The sequence below is a fragment of the Opitutaceae bacterium genome, from assembly GCA_041395105.1.
GTDB lineage: Bacteria > Verrucomicrobiota > Verrucomicrobiia > Opitutales > Opitutaceae > B12-G4.
The window spans coordinates 157,360-174,638 of sequence record JAWLBB010000003.1 but is presented as its reverse complement, the minus strand read 5'-3'; the positions used below and the strand labels follow the sequence as shown (position 1 = coordinate 174,638).

Here is a 17,279-nt window from a genome sequence, read left to right as displayed (position 1 = left end):
CGCCAGTCTGCCCCGGCAATGACCACTCTCGAAGAAGTCGTGGCTTTCTGTAATGAACGGACCGGAACCCCCGGGTTTCCCGATTTTCCCGGAGCCTTCAACGGACTCCAGGTCGCCAATACCGGGCGCGTCTCCTGTATCGGGGCTTCGGTTGACGCCGGCCTCGTTCCGTTTCAGAAGGCGGTCGAGAAACGGGTCGACTTCCTGATCGTCCACCATGGCCTTTTCTGGACGCCGCCCCTCCCGCTGACCGGCGTCAACTTCCGGAAGGTCAAGACCCTGCTCGATGCCGACTGCGCTCTCTACGGGTGCCATCTGCCCCTGGATGCCCATCCCGAGATCGGCAACAATGCCCTGCTCGCCTTTCGGCTCGGTCTGAAACCCGTCGATACCTTCATGCCCTTCGAGGGAAGGGACCTCGGAGTGATCGCCGAATGCCCCTACGATCGGAACGAGTTGCGGGAACGCCTTGAGACCCTCTTTTCGCCGGGGATTTCCCGGATGGAGTTCGGACCCGAGAATCCGGATCGCCTGGCCATCGTGACGGGCGGCGGAGGCAGCGCACTCGCCGAACTGGCTTCCGCCGGGGTCACCACCCTGATCACGGGCGAGCTGCGACAGCACCACTACAACCAGGCCCAGGAAGCCGGTTGGAATCTCTATTGCTGCGGCCACTACGCTACCGAGACCTACGGCGTCGCCGCGCTGGCCGAAGAAGCGGCCCTGCACTTCGGCATCACCTGGGAGTTCATCGAGTCCGGCTGCCCGTTGTGAGCCGGCAAATCCCCCAGAGAATTCCTCGGTAGGGCACGACCGCCGGGCGGGCCGCACGAAGAAGGTTGTCAATGGCCCGCATTTGCCTTTTCAACTGATCCATGAAGCAGATCGCGGTCATCAACGGCCCCAACCTCGACCGTCTCGGAAAGCGCGAACCGGAGGTCTATGGCACCGCCACTCTCGGGGACCTGGAATCGATGCTCCGCGGCCACGTCGCCGGCAGGAAGGTCGAACTCGATTTCTTCCAGTCCAACCACGAAGGCGAGCTGATTGACCGGATCGCCGTGTATGCAGATCGTGGATTCAATGGCATCGTCCTGAACGCGGCCGGCCTCACCCACACCAGTGTGGCGCTGCGCGATGCCATTCAGGGCAGCGGTCTGCCCGTCATCGAAGTCCACATTTCGAACATCCACAAGCGCGAACCCTTTCGCCACCTTTCCCTGACGGCTCCCGCCTGTGTCGGCATGATCGCCGGACTCGGCTTTCACGGTTACCGGGCCGCTCTGGACTATTTCCTCGCCTCGGAATGACTCCAGGAATGCGCTGGCGTGTTGCCGGCACCAGGTGGGGCCCGCCTCAATGCTGGCGGCCCCGCCCGCGGTTCGGGCCCGGCTGCCGCGAACTCAGGCGGTGCTCACTCCGCGTCGGATCAGCGCTTCGAGCACATCGAGCGTCTTCTCCAGACCGTTCTCCGACTCGAGCACCTCCCGGTAGTGGCGACAGGTCTCTTCGACCGAGGGAGAGGTCAAAAGCTCCTTCGTGTACTCGGCAATCCGGATATGACTGGTGCGGTCCAGATCGAGATACCGGGCCAGACCCAGTCGAACCAGGCGGGTCGCGTTGTCCGGTTGATCGAATCCGAAGGGAACGATCAATTGCGGAACACCCGCGGCCAGAGCTGCGGCGCAGGTTCCGATCCCACCATGATGAATGATCGCCGCACAGCGCGGGAAGATCTTCGAGAAGGGTATCTGGGGGACGTGGAAAACTCCCGAGGTCTCCACTTCGGGCAATTGATCCTTGTAGGGGGTCAGGATGATCAGCCGCCGACCCAGCATCTGGGCGCCGTCCAGTCCGGCCTTCAGGAGGCGGGCTGCATGGCGATTGGCGGATCCCGGAGTGATCAACAGGGGGCGGTCGCCGGCAGCCAGGAAAGTCTCGAGCTCGTCTGAAAGCGGCGGTGTATTCGAGTCATCATTGAAGACAAAACCCGTCTGCCGCAAACGGACTGGCCAGTCCGGTTGCGGCATTCCAAACCAGTTCGGGAAAAGACCGATGATTCGTTGTGGCGAGTGATACCACTCGTTGAATATGCGATCGACCGGCGGCAGCCCGAGGGTCCGTCGGAGCTTGTTCAACGAATTCCGGATCGGCGGATCCGCAACCAGAGAATCGGCCAGCCTCCAGAAAAGCCGTTTGACCCAGCGGGGAGCCCCGCTGAAGTCTCGACCCGGCGCCAGAGCCGGTTGGCGATAATCCGAACGGAAGGTGTTCGGCGAAAGATGGATGGTCGCCGCCGGGCATCCCTTGACCTCTTCCAGCAGGCGAGTGGCCAGGGATAGGGAATGTCCCACCAGGACGGTCTCTCCTTCCAGATAAAGCGACTCAATCTTCGAAAAGTTCGCCTCCAGGTTCGACGCCACGGTGCGCAGAATCACACTCAGGCCGTTCCACGGATCCCATAGTCCGGAGTCCGCCACCGTGCGCTCATACTCGTCCGTCGAAATACTGGATTCGAAGGCCAGCCCGGCTCCTCGGACCACGTCGCCGTACGGCTCTGGCGCAAAGAGAATGACCTCGTGTCCCCGGGCCTGAAGGCCACGACCGACCGACACAAAAGGATTCACATCCCCGCTTGAACCCACTGGCGTCAGAATAAACCGCATCTGCCCTACCATCGGCCGTGATTGGCGCGGGTCGAGTCCGAGACCCAAAAAAAGCCGCCCTTTCCCCCCCATCCGACAATCATCCGATTCCTTCAGCTAACTTGGATGGGCCTCGAGAAATGCCTCAACCGTCCTGAGCTCCGGCGAACCAAGCACGCCTGGAAAGGACTGACAAACCAACGCCGCGACCCCGACCGCAAATCGTACCGTCCGTTCGTCAGTCCAGCCCTGCAGCATTCCGTAGATCATTCCGCCTCGGAAACTGTCGCCGGCCCCGGCCGTGTCCATGGTTTCGATCGGGAAGGAGGCCACTTCGCCCGATTCGGCGCCCCTCGCCCACCAGGTGGATTCCGAACCGCGGGTGAAGACCACCAGACCCGGGCAGGCAGCCCGGTAGGCTTCGAAAGCCTTCCGGGGATCAGCCGACAGCTTGTGCCAGGACAGACCTTCCTTGGAGACCACGATGATCGCGGCGCCGGCCGTCAGGGGACTGCCCGGAGCCGCATCGCTTGTCACCAGGGGGATCCCGTGCTTCAGGGCCATCCGGGCGACCTCCAGACTGGTTTCGCCAAAACCGGGATCGACGCAAACGCATCTCGAACGCTGGATGGACTCCTCGCGCGGAGGCTCCCATTGACGCGTGGTGGACAGCAGATCGACATACCGCCCGAATACCGTCCTTGAAGTCGGGTCGGTGATCACGACCTCATTCACCCCTCCGTAGCCGGCCTTGATGCCCAATCCCGAGCAATCGATTCCCCGGTTCCTGAGGAAGGACAGTGTCCGTTCCCCGGCCGGGTTGTCGCCCAGCCAGTTCCCCTCCAGGATAGTCGGGATGCCCAGCCGCTGCAGCACCAGCGCCGTGCCCGTCGCCTCACCGCAATAGTTCTCGGCCGTCTCGACCACTTCCGCGTATCCGTTGGGCTCGGGGTACTTTCCCCTGAGCCGGAGTATCTGACCGGTGCTGACGTGCCCGAAGCAATAGACAGGTGCAGAGTCGGACGGATTTGGAGGCATGCCGGATCACACATCGATTCGGAGGCTTCGGCAAGTCCGGGATGACCTTCGTCGCTCCGGTTTGGCGGGAAAGAATTGCGTTGAGCCCGGAATCATCGCGACACGATAGTCGGTTCTTTCCATTCTCCCGACCCACCATGAAGATGCTGCTCCCCACCTTGATTGCGGCCACCCTGGGTGCCCAGGACGTTCCCGAGCGCATCGGTTCGGACCTTTGTGTCCTCACCCTCAATGTGCGGGTGGACGTTCCATCCGATGCGCCACATACTTGGGAAGCCCGTCGCCCGCTCATCCGCGACTTCCTCCAGGCCCTCAAGCCGGATCTCGTCGGCCTGCAGGAAGCACTTGACCATCAGCTGCAGGACCTGCTCGCGGACAATCCGGAATTTGGCGCGGTCGGTGTCGGCCGGGAAGACGGACAATCACGTGGCGAATTCTCGGCCATTCTCTACCGGAAGGATCGTCTCCGTCCGACCGCCGGCGATACGTTCTGGCTCTCCGCGACTCCCGAAATTCCGGGCTCTCGCACCTGGGGCAATCACTACACCCGAGTCTGCACCTGGGCACGGTTCACCTCTCCGGACGGCAGCCATCCGTTATACCTGTTCAACACCCACCTGGATCACGAGTCTCAGGAAGCACGCGAAAAGTCGGCGGCCCTCATCCTGGAACGGATGGCCTCGCGTGAGGATTCCGCTTCGCCGGTCGTCCTGACCGGTGACTTCAATGCCGGCGAGTCGAATCCGGCAATCTTGAGGCTGCAACGCGCCCTGACCGAAACCTTCCGGCTCGTCCATCCCGATGCCGTCGACGTCGGGACGTTCCACGCTTTCTCCGACCGGATACAGCCGGACAAGATCGACTTCATTTTCGTCTCGCCGGAAATCAGGGTCCGTTCGGCAACGATCCATCGTCCCCGCCCGGATGGTCGTTACCTGACCGATCACGAGCCCGTGTCCGCGGTCATTCGACTGCCCTAGCCAACCCACGCGTCAAAGACGCGCGCGTGCGTTCCCGAGGTATTCAAATGCACACCGCAACTTCGAACTTGGCGCTCGAAAGTCCGGTCACAGCCCGATAGATCAGTTGAATGGCCACTGATTTCTGGACGTATTTGCGAACACAGGTCTTTGCCGGGAACGGACTGGAAACAAAAGTCTTCTATTCGATAATGGCCCTTTTCGTCTTTGGCGGACTGAAATGGGTGATCCTCCTGATTTTCCTGCGAAATCGCGACGTCAAGACGCAGTACCGCCTCCGGAAGATCGTCACTTATGTCACGTGGTCGCTCGCCTTCCTCATCATCGGCCGAATCTGGTTCGCCGGCTTCGAGGCCCTCTCGACCTACCTGGGTCTCCTTTCGGCCGGTCTCGCCATCGCCCTGCAATCTCCTCTGGTCAACCTCGCCGGATGGGCGTTCATTCTCTGGCGAAAACCGTTTTCGGTCGGTGACCGTATCCAGATCAACGAACACCGCGGTGATGTCATCGACCAGCGGATTTTCATGTTCAGCCTCCTGGAAATCGGCAACTGGGTCGACGCCGACCAGAGCACCGGGCGGGTCATCCACATACCCAATGGGAAGATCTTCACCGATGTCCTCGCCAACTACGCGCAGGGCTTTTACTATATCTGGAATGAGGTCGCCGTTCTCGTGACCTTCGAAAGCGACTGGAAGAAGGCGAAGGAAATCCTCATGAAGCTTGCCCAGCATCACGGGGGCACGATCAGCGAGACCGCCCAGCAGCAACTTCGGGCCGCCGCCAAGAAGTTCATGATCTTCTACAAGAACCTGACTCCCACCGTTTACACGAGCGTGAAGGATTGTGGGGTCATGCTGACGATCCGCTACCTCTGCGATCCCCGCAAACGGCGGACAACGGAGCAGGAATTGTGGGAAGCCATCCTCGAAGCGTTTGCCCGGCACAACGACATTGATTTCGCCTACCCCACCCAACGCTTCTATGCCAACGAGCGGGAGGGCAAGCCGGGAACCCGTCCCGAAGCCATCTACGCCCCCCGTCCGATCGTCCCCGATCCTCCCGTTCCCTGAGCGAGGAGACCGCTCGAGCTCACACCCTGGTCCGCACGGTTCTCTCCCGGCTTGGGAGGCACGGGGCCTCACGAGTCTTTGATGCTGACAAGGGATGCCTTGTCAGCTCAGATCCGGATTGCCGTCCGTTTCTCCCCACGACCGTTCCATCCCATGGCCATCAAGAAATCCACCCTCTATCGCTGGGCCGCACTCGCCGTCGTCGTTGTCGGCGCCTACTTCATCATGGTCGAAGTCCAGACCCGTCTTGGCGAAAAAGCGCTGGCCGCGACCGGACTTACTTCACTTCCCCTGGAAGAGGCCCTCGCCCGGGCGACCACGGATAACAAGCTCGTCCTCGCCGACATGTCCGCCATCTGGTGCCCGACCTGCCGGGCTCTCGACAAGACGATCTTTGTCGATCCGGCAGTCAAGACGGCCATCACAGAAGACTACGTCTTTTCCCGCATCGAATACGAGTCACCGGAAGGCAGGGCTTTCATGGATCGCTACGGGGTGGATCGCTTTCCCACCCTCCTTCTTCTCCACGCCGACGGTGAGATTGCCCGCCATCTGCCCGTGACCACGGATCCGGCCGAATTCCTTCAGGCGCTGACTGCCCCGGCCTCCTGACCCTATTCCTTCTTGCCTGAGCGCCGAGGATGCGTCAGAAGGGACGCCTATGACCACATCACGTCTGCTTCGCAGTCGCCTCACCGCGATTCTTCTCAGCACGGTCTTCGCCGTCAGCCTGGCGTTGCCATCAGCCACGGCCGGAGATGATGCTCCCGCCCTTCCTTTGACTGCCTCCTTCGGAGCCGGTACCCCGGGTGAAAACAGCGGTCCCTACGCCCTGACGCTGACGAGCACCGCCGATCACGCATTGACCGTCACGGCCACTATCACCTTCAGCGTTCAATCGCACAACCGCCCGCAGACCAAAGTCCTTGCCGACCATGAGATCGCCGCCGGCGGCAGCTGGACGATCGATGACCTCGCGGCACAGGACAAAGTCGTCGTGACCGCCGAAGGCTACGCGCCGCTCGAGCTGACAACCCCTGCAGGCAAGTAAGATCTGAATACGGCCCGCACCGTCACAAGGCCGATGGTGCGGGTCTTTCCTGCTGACGCGAGAGTTGCTCCCCAAAGATGGAGGGGTCGGGTCGCGTGGCTATGAATTGAGGCCGTCTCAATCCGTCCAGGCGCTGCACTTCAGCGCTTCCGAGACAGCGTTCCGGCTTTCTTCAGCGCCTCATCCAGGCTCATCCCCGCATAGTCCTGGGCCGCGAAGAAGCGGCCGCTTTCACCATCATCAACCAGAGCCGGGACCAGGGCGCCCGGAAGCACCGTGGATGGGTCATTGGGCGCATTGGGCCCGCCCAGCTCGGTGCGCAGCCAGCCGGGATCCAGTAGACTCATCTGCACACCCGTTCCTTTCAGATCGTCGGCGAAATCGCGGACGAATTTGTCCACGGCTGCTTTTGAGATCGCATAGGCGGTCAGGCTGGGCTGATCCGCAATGCCGGACGTCACATTGACCACGCGGCCCCATTTGCGGGTGAGCATGGGCGGCACAAGCCGATGGCAGATCCGGATCAGGCTGATCACGTTGACCTCAAAACTTGTTCGAAAGTCCTCGGCCGGAATGCTCCACGGGTCTACCCGATAAGGGGTCATGACCGCCGCGTTGTTGTAGAGGATATCAATCTGCCCCGCCTGCTGCAGGGCCGCGTCCAGCATGGCGTCGACCTGCGCCTGGTCGGACAGCTCGCCGGAAACAGCGACGACCTTGACGCCGAGGCTTTCAATCTTGGTCGCGAGGGCTTTCGTATGGGCCAAATCGCGGCTGTGAAGCACGACATTGGAGCCCAGCCGCGCGAGTCCTTCGCTGATGTGTGCGCCGACACCACGGCTCGCACCGGTGACAAGAGACCATTTGTCTTGGAGGGAGATCATTTTGAGGGGCTGGGTTGAGAATTTAATGGATTAGCTCCAGGACCCCAAAAGACTCGAATCACCCGAATAAAGCAAGTCGGCGCACGCCATGGAAGTCGATAGGCAGAAAACGGAGAGTGAAACAGGGCAAAGAAGCGCCGGGAACCTGGGGAAAACGCTCTGCTTGGGGTCAACAACGAGGTGACGCGTTGCGAGTTGTCCCATCCGCCGTCCTCCGTCACATCCAGCAACATGCCTGTAGGGGTATGGTCTTGCCCCGTGCTTCTCTGCGCCAGTCCGTCTCCGAGTCTCCGCTGGTGCAACTTAACGGTGATTCCGGATACACTCATCGCGGTAATCTGGAATGCCTGCCGGGGGCCGAACGGTCGCGCCGGCCTGTCACGGCAAAGTCATGACAAACAGATCCCGACAAGGAGTGTCACTCAAGCTTCGGAAACGGACGGCTGCGATTGTGACTGATGGACTTTCGGGGTGTCCGTGCTGGTCGGGAACAACCACGTAGTCGAATTCGAGCCTGTTGCCCATGCCACTGGCCTCCGGAAGGTCCACAGGGTATGCGGCCGGCACGAATAGGCCGATTCGCGTCAGTTGGTAATCCACCCGTTTCAAAAACGATCATGATGCTGAGTCGCAGTTGACTGCCGCCCGGCCGTATCTGGAGGTTCATCGGAATTGCGCTTTGTCCAGATTTGACCGACCCGCACCAATCACCTAAAGTGACCGCTGGTTCACCATTGATCATGATTGCCCGAATCGTTGCCGCATCGCTGCTCGCCTGCCTGGCGGCCTTGCTTGCCGCCTGCAGCACAAACGGAACCCGGCAGGCTTCGGCAGCACAGCCTGTCAGGATCACGAGAGGCATGACCGCCGACAGGGTCTACGACCTTCTCGGCAAACCCGACGAGATCATCGTGAACAACGGGAACCCCGGCATAGAATCGGAGACCTGGATCTACATCCGGACCTCGCATCTGGCCGGTACGACCCAGGTCAGCATGAGGGAAACCGTAGTGTTCGATTCAATCGCAAACGAAGCCCGTATCGTTCAGGAACCCATCACGACCCCGATGACAAGCGAGACCGTTGAGAGACTCGAACTGATCATGGTCATGGGTGAAGTCGCCGGTTGGAAGCAGTTGCGCACCTCCGATCAGGACTTTGCGGGGAACTGACCCGCCCGTCCCTCCCCCCTGGGTCCGCCCGGCAGGACCGCACTGCAAGTGGTGCCAGAGGGCGGGCTTGTTCACGAGGCCCTTTGGCGAAGCCTGACCCCCGACTCGTCGGCGGTTTAGATCCGCCCGGCAGGACCGCACTGAAAGTGGTGCCAGAGGGCGGACTTGTTCACGAGCCCTTTGGCGAAGCCGACACCGACGACACGTCGGCGGTTTAAGTCTGCCCGGCAGGACAGCACTGAAAGTGGTGCCAGAGGGCGGACTTGTTCACGAGCCCTTTGGCGAGAAGCCTGACACCGACGACACGTCGGCGGTTTGAGTCCGCCCGGCAGGACAGCACTGAAAGTGGTGCCAGAGGGCGGACTTGTTCTGAGCCCTTTGGCGAGAAGCCTGACACCGACGACACGTCGGCGGTTTGAGTCCGCCCGGCAGGACAGCACTGAAAGTGGTGCCAGAGGGCGGACTTGTTCACGAGCCCTTTGGCGAGAAGCCTGACACCGACGACACGTCGGCGGTTTGAGTCCGCCCGGCAGGACAGCACTGAAAGTGGTGCCAGAGGGCGGACTTGTTCACGAGCCCTTTGGCGAGAAGCCTGACACCGACGACACGTCGGCGGTTTGAGTCCGCCCGGCAGGACAGCACTGAAAGTGGTGCCAGAGGGCGGACTTGAACCGCCGACCAAAGGCTTATGAGTCCTCTGCTCTACCGACTGAGCTACTCTGGCATGTCCTTGGACAGGAAAACGTTCAAATCACCCAAGCCGGGACGTCAAGTCAAGGGTGAATCAGGCTGCAACTCGGATCGATGGACAGGCAATTCCGGTCTTTGGAACGGTCCGGACCGACGCGGCACGCACGCGGCACCTTCATGAGCCAGTCTCTCGGAAGCGGTCGATGACCGTCACACCCGTGCCGCTGAAGCTCTTCATGGCCGGAAGTTCGGTCACGGCGTCCTCGAGACGGATGGTTCGGCCGATGAGCTTCTCCGGCTTCAGCCTTCCGTCGGCAATCATCGCGAGTAACTCCGTATACCGGTGGGACTGCATGCCGTGGGAACCGAGAATCTCCAGTTCATTGGCAATGACCGGTCCCATCGGCAGTCGCGGGCTGCTGTCATCGCCTGTCATCAAGCCCACCTGGATGTGCCTGCCCCGCTTCCTCAGGCAGCCGATGGAATTCAGGGAAGTCGCAGTGCTTCCCAATGCATCAATGGACAGGTGCGCTCCACCACCAGTGATGTCGCGAATACACTCGACCACCGAATTCACTTTGGAGGCGTTCACCCGCGCTTCCGCGCCGATCTTCTCCGCGAAGTCCAGCTTGCCGTCGTCAATGTCGACGGCGACGACCCGCCCGCCCAGCGCCTTCGCAATCATGATGGCGGAGAGCCCGACCCCGCCGCATCCATACACCGCAACCCATTGTCCGGCGGCAGCCTTGCCCTGGTCGACCACCGCTCTGAAGGAGGTGGCAAAGCGACACCCCAGACTCGCGGCAGTCACGAAACCCAGCGAATCCGGCAGGGCAACCAGATTGATGTCCGCATAGTCGATGGCCACAAACTCCGCAAACGATCCCCAATGGGTGAAACCGGGCTGGAACTGGAAATCACAGACCTGGTGATTTCCCGAGGCGCACTGCGGACAGGAACCGCATCCGCACACGAAGGGCAGCGTCACCCGACTTCCCGGTTTCCACTTCACGACCTCGGGACCGACCGCCTCGACCACACCGGCCAATTCGTGGCCGGGAACATGAGGGAGACGGATGTCCGGATCATGCCCCATCCATCCGTGCCAGTCGCTCCGACACAAACCGCTGGCTTCGACCCGGATCACAACACCCCGGCGAGGCGGCGTCGGATCGGGCACTTGTTCAATCGCGAGCGGCCCACCGAATTCCCTGTAGATTGCGGCGATCATTCCCAGGATCAGTACAGCAATGGGGTGCAGCCACACAAGGCTGCCCTTCGCGGTCCGAGGTTTCCGCGGATCGGATGCCGCGCCGACCGATGCGGCCGGAAAAACTTTGTCACCTTTTCTGGCCAATGTGGCACTAGAACGGTAAATGGAGACTCTCCCGATGGATTCTTTACCCCCGACAGCCACCATGGACGACACCGAGCTTGTGGCCCTGAGCCTCGGCGGTGATCGCGAAGCTTTTCGCGTCATCGTCGAACGCTACCAGCGCCTGCTCTGCTCGCTGGCGTATTCTGCGACCGGTCGGATGAGTGAAAGCGAGGACCTGGCCCAGGAGGCGTTTGTGACGGCATGGACCTCGCTTCGCTCGTTACGCGACCCGGAGCGGCTGCGTGCATGGCTCTGCGGCATTCTGCGGCACAAGGTGAGTCGAATGCGACGCCGCGACGCCCGTGAACCGTCGCATCTGGCAGAGCCACTGGAAGACGTCGAGGAGGCAATGAATATGGACGAATCCGCCACCAATCAAACCATGAGAAAAGAGGAGCAGGCAATTCTCTGGGCGGAACTTGAGCGCGTGCCCGAGCTCTACCGCGAGCCGTTGGTGCTCTACTATCGCGAGCATTGCTCGGTCGAGCACGTGGCCGCCTCCTTTGACCTGACTGAGGATGCGGTCAAACAGCGGCTCTCGCGCGGCCGGAAGATCCTCCAGGAGCGGGTCCTCAACTTCGTGGAGGGCGCACTTGCCCGGTCGACACCCGGAAAGGTCTTTACGATGGGAGTCCTCGCCGCCCTGCCCTCGGCCATTCCGACCACGGCAAAGGCGGCCGGCATGGGGGCAGTGGCCATCAAGGGCGCGACCCTGGCCAAGACAACCTGGTTGGCGACGGTTATCGCGTCGGCCTCAGGGCTTGTTTCAGCAGTGATGGGCATGCGAATCGGACTCGATCAATCGCGGACGCCAAAAGAACGTCGCGCGGTCGTGCTTGCCGTGGTCCTGATTCTGGCCCTTTTCGCCGGGCTCTTGGGATTACTCTATGGCCTTAACGTCGCGGCCATTCGCTGGTGGGACTATCGCCTTGCCCTCGCGATGGTGTCCCAGGTGTTGAGCGCAGCGTTCACGATCGCGTTTCCGATCGGACTGGTCTGGATGATGCGCTATTCCCGTCGTCTCCGCACGTTCGAGCGACGTATCCACCCTGAACTGTTTCGTGACGAGCGGGATCAAATTGGCTCCAGGCACGGCAGCTACCGGAGCAAGGCCACCTTGTTCGGCATCCCCCTGGTGCACTTCCGCTTCGCCTCGCCGGATGAGGGAGAGGGTCCAATTGTCGGCTGGATCGCGGGTGGCGACAGGGCTTATGGTCTGCTTTTCGCCTGGGGTCTGATTGCCGTCGCGCCGATAAGCGTCGGGGCGTTTTCCGTGGGACTGCTTTCAGTCGGTTCCGTTGGAATCGGAGCGATCGCATTGGGAAACTTTGTCACCGGGCTCATTGCGGTCGGCTGTGTCTCATTCGGTGTACACGCGGCTTCCTGGCTTTCGGCCGTCGGATGGGAAACGGCGAGAAGCGGAGGAATTGCCATTGCCCGTCTCGCCGCACAGGGTCCGATCGCGTTTGCACAGCATGCCAACAATGAGGAGGCTCTTCAGATCTTTGCCGATCCCAATGCGGAGCAAAATCACATGATCCTGCTCATCTTCATCGCTCTGGCGGTCATCGTGCCGGTCAGCTTCTACGCCAGGGAAGTGCGTCGGCGCATGGGCAGAAAATAGGAAGCGGTCCGGGGCGACCGCAGCGGATTCTCCCAATCCCGCAGCCGGTCATCCTCTCGAGAGCGTGGAGGTGTCCTCATAGGGCATTGCGCGGCCATCCCGACTCCGTCTCGCCCTCCGGATGACCGGCATCCTGAACTCACGGCAAGTTTTCCGAGAAACCCTGTCACCTTTTCGGACAAACGGGGCACTTGTCACTGAAAACCGGTTGTGGGCTCGATAGACGCACGCCGACCAAAACAAGAATACAACTGAAACCGAACTCATGAATACTCTGACTAAATCACTTCTGGCCGTTGCCACGATCGTCTCCACCTTCCTGGTCACCCACACAGCCGTCGCGGGCGAAGGCGGATTGTTGCTGGACGATTTCAGTGCTCCAGAGACGACCAGTATCAACACCCCGCGCATCGTGGTCGACGATTCTTCGGTTGGAGGAAAATCGCAACTCGCGATGAGCGTCAAAGCGGGCGTGCTTTCGGCCGACGGCAAGATCGTCCCCGCCCGCGGACAACCCGGCTGGGTGAGCCTGGCCCTGCCGGCGACTGCCGATGGATCAGGCAGGGATCTCAGCCAATTCGAAGGCATCCGGATACGGATACGCATTCGCAAGGGCATGGTCTCGGTCTCTGCCAACAGTACGATGGTCGACAATTTCGACTACCATTCCGCTGTCATCCCGCGTCCATCCGGCGACTATAATGTCGTGGATATCCCCTTCAGCTCCATGAAGCGCGCCTGGTCGCCGCAGACATCGCTCGATGCCGCCACCATCGCAAGCGTGAGTATTGTGGCGTTCGGTGTGCAACCGTCGGAAGTGGCCTACGATATCGACGAAATCGGGTTCTATTGAGCGCAGACAGATCCCTTATTCGAATGAAATCCACCATGAACTCACCGGGCAGCACCGGTCGTCTCGACTACCTCGATGCCGTACGCGCCTTCGCGCTACTGCTGGGCATTGTCTTTCACGCCAGCCTCTCCTTCCTTCCCTTGTATATCGGATGGGCCGTGATGGACGTCTCCACGGGTGTTGTCGTGCCGTCCTTCATGACAATCAGTCATTCGTTTCGGATGGGACTGTTCTTTCTCGTCGCGGGCTACTTCAGCCATATGACCTATCATCGAAAAGGGGTGGCCGCGTTCGCAAAGTCGCGCCTGTTCCGCCTCGGGATTCCATTTGTCATCGGATGGTTTCTGCTCCGCCCACTGCTCGTATCCGGCTGGATCATGGGCGCAACCAGTCTGCAGGGTGACGTGGATGTCATGGCAGGATTGCGTGGCGGAATCGCGTCGCTCCAATCCCTGCCCATGGGCGTCTTTACGGGAACCCACCTTTGGTTCCTCTACTATCTGATGCTGGCGACGGCAGGGGCTCTCATTTCGAGGTGGGTGCTCTGCTTTTCGGAGGTTGTTTCCAGTCGCTTGCGCGACCTGGGGGACGCCGCTATCGAGCGGATCGCCCGAATGCGACTGCCCGCCGTGGCTTTTGTCATTCCGACGGCGATCGCTCTCTGGTTCATGAATGGCTGGGGAATGGATACACCGGATCAATCGCTGCGACCGCATATCCCGGTCACGCTTGTCTACACGGGCTTCTTCGGGCTGGGTTGGATGCTGCACCGCAAAGCCGACTGGCTGCCGAGATTGACGGAGCTCAATCTGTCCCGGTGCGTTCTGGTGGCACTCGCCATTGTGGGGACATTGGTCCTCGCCCGGAAGCAGATGGATATGTCGGATCCGCACTACAGCCAGTTTCGGGTGGGTTATGCGGTATGCTACGCCGCGCTCATGTGGTCGCTTGCCTTTCTGGTGATCGGTGTCTTCGCCAAGTTGATCACAAAGGGAAGCCCGGGGCTGCGCTATCTGGCAGACTCGTCCTACTGGCTCTACCTCGTCCATCTGCCGATCGTCGTCTGGTTGCAGGTCGCCCTCGCCGAATTGCCCTGGCACTGGTCCCTGAAGTTGATTGCGATCTCCGCGATCACCGTGGGAATCGCCCTCGTGATGTACGACCTGTTCGTGCGTTCCACGGTGATCGGAAAAATACTCAACGGACGTCGTCGTGAGCGCGTTCTCTTCCGGAAGCCGCGTTCTTTCGGGGTTCAGACTGCGCAGTAGCCATTCCGGCGGCTCACCTTCAGGGAATCTCCCACATCGGTGGGTCTTCCTGTGTCGGGTAAAGGGGTATGGCCCAAAACCTCAGCCGCCGGTGGGGATATTGAAACGGGCTGTTCCCTTGGCACGATGAAGTTGGATATGATCTCCAGCCGTCTCGGCCGGTGCTTTCCCCTTCTACGACAAATCCGGAAACACCGGGAATGCCGATGGCAATCGATGCCGGGATGAGCCGGATTGACGGTTTGAATAACGCCGCAATTCCCGAACCAGGCACAGGCCGGTTCGGGTGTGCCTGAGGGAAGGTTCAGGCGCCGACGCGACTCCCCTCGCTCTGGATTCCGCGAAATCCCTTTGCCAGAAGCCAAAAACCCAGGACCAACTGACAGACCCCCAACGGCGCCAGCAGGAAGAAGACGACGGATTTTCCGAAGAGTGGCATGACCACCGCAATGATCTGGACAAAGGAGGCGGCAACGCCGAACACCGCGAGGGCGCCCGGGATCAGCTTTGTCCGGAACAGGGTAACGTAGAAGACAAGAAGCATCGTTCCCGCGACTGCCAGACCGATGTAGTGCGAAGAGTTTCGCGCAGCGGCTACCACCAAGCGCAGTCCCTGGAAATCCGCCTGTTCAGCAGCCGACGCCGCGGCGTAGGCCTTGCTCAGGGACAGCATGGAAATCACGTTCATCTGCTCAACTACAGTCGCGGCAAGGCTGACGGTGGCCAGGGCAAACAGGAAAAGGGTCAGGCTCCTGGCACGGTCACCCACCACAGAGTGGACCGCGATCGCAATGACGACAGAGAGCATTCCAAGCACGATTCCGACGAGGGCCGAAAGTGCGATCCGGCCGGAATGAGCGGACGCACTGATCAGGAACCCTGGTGGGCCGAACAAGGGCGCGGTCAACACGAAGTTGACCAGAAAGCCGCCCAGAATCTGGGTAAGGACGAGGCTGCCAACGAGCCTTCCCGTAGATTGAGGATTATTCATGGTCGTGGATGGGTGATGATCGGGAGGTTTCAGTGGCGGGAACGATGCCATCGGCATTCCCTGTCCGGAGACAGGAACATTCAGAATGCGGATGAGGATCGCAGAAGAAGGTTCACCCTGACGCTGACGTGCTCGAAGTCGAGCCTGTCGACAGCCCGATTCCGGGCGGCAGACAGTCTTCCCTGTTGAGGCGCTCCACTCAATCATCTCGTCAGGTTGCGAGGGCCATGATGGCATTCCGACCGGTTTCCCCGGAAGACCACGGACAGACCGAGCGACCACACGGTGATGAGATAGTTGGAAATAAACTCTCCGGGAGTGACTCACATCCCTACACGTGCATTCAACGTCGGGTTATCCGGAGGACGCGACACAACAGTGGTCTCAATAAAATCAATACGCATATGTTCTCACGCAAACTCACTCACGCCATGGCGGCCGTGGCCGCACTGCTTTTCGCCGCTGGTGTCGCTTCCGCCAGCAATGGAGCCGGGCATAACGGGCCGGGCTCCGTCTACACCATGTCGAACGCGGCCGACGGGAACCGCATCCTTGTCTTCGACCGTCTGCCCAGTGGAAAACTGAAGCCGGTCGACGACTTTCCCACCGGGGGTTTCGGTACCGGTGGCGGACTCGGCAACCAGGGCGGTCTCATCCTCCAGGGCAATTGGCTGCTCGCGGTCAATGCCGGTTCATCGGAAGTTTCACTGTTCAAAGTGAATGGCGACGGCCTCATTCTCAGGGACATCGTGCCTTCGGGTGGCGAGACCCCGTTGAGCATCGCGATCGACGACGAGATCGTCTATGTCCTCAATGCGGGCGGAGGGGCAGACTCCATCACGGGCTTCGTTCTTGACCAAGAGGATGGAAGGTTGATTCCAATTCCCGGCTCATCCCGCGCACTCAGCGCAGCTTCCGTCGGTCCGGCCCAGGTCAGCTTCAACAGGCGCGGCAACGTCCTCATAGTGTCGGAAAAGGGCACGGACCGCCTTACCACCTTCACGGTCGATCACAGCGGTCTCGCCTCAGTCGCCATCCCGCAGGCATCCAACGGCCAGACACCCTTCGGCTTTGCCTTTGATCGCTGGGGTCGGCTGATTGTATCCGAAGCCGCAGGCGGCGCACCCGGTGCGAGCACGGTCTCCTCCTACGCTGTCGGTCCGGACGGGATGCTGACCACCCTGACGAGTGCACTCGCCACCACCCAGACTGCCGCCTGCTGGATCGCGGTCGACAAGCTGGGGCGTTTTGCCTACGCCACCAATACCGGCAGTTCCACCATCACCGGCCTGCAGATCCGGCGCGATGGAACCCTTCGCCTGCTCGAATCGGACGGCGTCACCGCATCCACCGGGAAGGGCAGCATGCCAATCGACATGGCCACGACCCGGGACGGGCGCTTCGTCTATGCGCTGAGCGGCGGCACCAACGCAATCACCGGCTACCGCGTCGGCCGTGACGGGAGCCTGACCCCGGTCGAAGACGGAGTTGGGGTTCCGGCCGGTAGCAACGGGCTGGCGGCACGGTAGACAAGCGCTATCCGCTCGACTGTCACTTATTCAGGCCGCATCGCGTCCCGATGCGGCCTGTTGCCTGCCCGCTCACCGCCCGTCGCCGATTCCCGGTCAGTTC

16 protein-coding genes and 1 tRNA gene are annotated in these 17,279 nt (G+C 61.0%); 11 read left to right on the top strand and 6 right to left on the bottom strand.

Features of this window, described 5'->3' with window-relative positions:
* Nucleotides 1-18 precede the first annotated feature (18 nt).
* Both R3F07_12275 and aroQ read left to right on the top strand, forming a co-directional pair.
* Nucleotides 19-774 carry a Nif3-like dinuclear metal center hexameric protein gene (locus tag R3F07_12275; protein ID MEZ5277148.1) on the top strand — a complete coding sequence of 252 codons (756 nt, stop codon included), beginning with the start codon at nt 19-21 and terminating at the stop codon, nt 772-774.
* A 101-nt stretch (nt 775-875) separates the two neighbouring features.
* The gene (aroQ, locus tag R3F07_12270; GenBank protein MEZ5277147.1) at nt 876-1,310 is read left to right on the top strand and encodes a type II 3-dehydroquinate dehydratase; all 435 of its coding nucleotides are present in this window, start codon (nt 876-878) and stop codon (nt 1,308-1,310) included.
* A gap of 93 nt (nt 1,311-1,403) precedes the next feature.
* On the opposite strand, the gene R3F07_12265 is transcribed toward aroQ, so the two are convergent.
* Nucleotides 1,404-2,666, bottom strand: coding sequence for a glycosyltransferase (locus R3F07_12265; protein MEZ5277146.1), 1,263 nt, complete (start codon nt 2,664-2,666; stop codon nt 1,404-1,406).
* A gap of 96 nt (nt 2,667-2,762) precedes the next feature.
* Nucleotides 2,763-3,683, bottom strand: coding sequence for a carbohydrate kinase family protein (locus R3F07_12260; protein MEZ5277145.1), 921 nt, complete (start codon nt 3,681-3,683; stop codon nt 2,763-2,765).
* Between the two features lie 137 nt (nt 3,684-3,820).
* On the opposite strand from R3F07_12260, the gene R3F07_12255 reads away from it, so the two are divergent.
* The 4 genes from R3F07_12255 (at nt 3,821) to R3F07_12240 (ending at nt 6,787) form a co-directional block, all read left to right on the top strand.
* Nucleotides 3,821-4,663, top strand: coding sequence for an endonuclease/exonuclease/phosphatase family protein (locus R3F07_12255; protein MEZ5277144.1), 843 nt, complete (start codon nt 3,821-3,823; stop codon nt 4,661-4,663).
* Nucleotides 4,664-4,773: 110 nt separating this feature from the next.
* Complete coding sequence (locus R3F07_12250; protein ID MEZ5277143.1) at nt 4,774-5,736, top strand: mechanosensitive ion channel family protein; 963 nt, start codon at nt 4,774-4,776, stop codon at nt 5,734-5,736.
* 153 nt (nt 5,737-5,889) lie between these two features.
* Nucleotides 5,890-6,348, top strand: a complete 459-nt coding sequence (locus R3F07_12245; protein ID MEZ5277142.1) for a thioredoxin family protein — start codon at nt 5,890-5,892, stop codon at nt 6,346-6,348.
* 49 nt (nt 6,349-6,397) lie between these two features.
* Nucleotides 6,398-6,787 carry a hypothetical protein gene (locus tag R3F07_12240; GenBank protein MEZ5277141.1) on the top strand — a complete coding sequence of 130 codons (390 nt, stop codon included), beginning with the start codon at nt 6,398-6,400 and terminating at the stop codon, nt 6,785-6,787.
* Nucleotides 6,788-6,927: 140 nt separating this feature from the next.
* Here R3F07_12240 and R3F07_12235 read toward each other — a convergent pair whose 3' ends face one another.
* On the bottom strand, nt 6,928-7,671 hold the full coding sequence (locus R3F07_12235; GenBank protein MEZ5277140.1) for an SDR family oxidoreductase: 744 nt from the start codon (nt 7,669-7,671) through the stop codon (nt 6,928-6,930).
* Nucleotides 7,672-8,411: 740 nt separating this feature from the next.
* Here R3F07_12235 and R3F07_12230 point away from each other — a divergent pair.
* Complete coding sequence (locus tag R3F07_12230; GenBank protein MEZ5277139.1) at nt 8,412-8,843, top strand: hypothetical protein; 432 nt, start codon at nt 8,412-8,414, stop codon at nt 8,841-8,843.
* Nucleotides 8,844-9,491: 648 nt separating this feature from the next.
* Here R3F07_12230 and R3F07_12225 read toward each other — a convergent pair.
* Both R3F07_12225 and R3F07_12220 read right to left on the bottom strand, forming a co-directional pair.
* Nucleotides 9,492-9,567: transfer RNA gene (locus R3F07_12225), tRNA-Met, on the bottom strand.
* A gap of 141 nt (nt 9,568-9,708) precedes the next feature.
* Entirely contained in the window at nt 9,709-10,764 is a 1,056-nt protein-coding gene (locus tag R3F07_12220; protein ID MEZ5277138.1) for a zinc-dependent alcohol dehydrogenase family protein, read from the bottom strand.
* 160 nt (nt 10,765-10,924) lie between these two features.
* Between R3F07_12220 and R3F07_12215 the strand changes: the two genes are divergently transcribed.
* The 3 genes from R3F07_12215 to R3F07_12205 all read left to right on the top strand — a co-directional run bounded on the left by R3F07_12215 (nt 10,925) and on the right by R3F07_12205 (nt 14,656).
* Nucleotides 10,925-12,535, top strand: coding sequence for a sigma-70 family RNA polymerase sigma factor (locus tag R3F07_12215; GenBank protein ID MEZ5277137.1), 1,611 nt, complete (start codon nt 10,925-10,927; stop codon nt 12,533-12,535).
* A gap of 265 nt (nt 12,536-12,800) precedes the next feature.
* Complete coding sequence (locus R3F07_12210) at nt 12,801-13,388, top strand: CIA30 family protein (protein MEZ5277136.1); 588 nt, start codon at nt 12,801-12,803, stop codon at nt 13,386-13,388.
* A 23-nt stretch (nt 13,389-13,411) separates the two neighbouring features.
* Nucleotides 13,412-14,656: an acyltransferase family protein gene (locus R3F07_12205; GenBank protein ID MEZ5277135.1), complete on the top strand. Its 1,245-nt coding sequence runs from the start codon at nt 13,412-13,414 to the stop codon at nt 14,654-14,656.
* A gap of 304 nt (nt 14,657-14,960) precedes the next feature.
* Here the strand turns inward: R3F07_12205 and R3F07_12200 are convergent, their stop codons facing one another.
* Nucleotides 14,961-15,647 carry a DUF4386 domain-containing protein gene (locus R3F07_12200; GenBank protein ID MEZ5277134.1) on the bottom strand — a complete coding sequence of 229 codons (687 nt, stop codon included), beginning with the start codon at nt 15,645-15,647 and terminating at the stop codon, nt 14,961-14,963.
* Between the two features lie 404 nt (nt 15,648-16,051).
* On the opposite strand from R3F07_12200, the gene R3F07_12195 reads away from it, so the two are divergent.
* A complete protein-coding gene (locus tag R3F07_12195) occupies nt 16,052-17,176 on the top strand; it encodes a beta-propeller fold lactonase family protein (GenBank protein MEZ5277133.1) in 1,125 nt (374 codons plus the stop codon).
* The last annotated feature ends 103 nt before the right edge of the window (nt 17,177-17,279 follow it).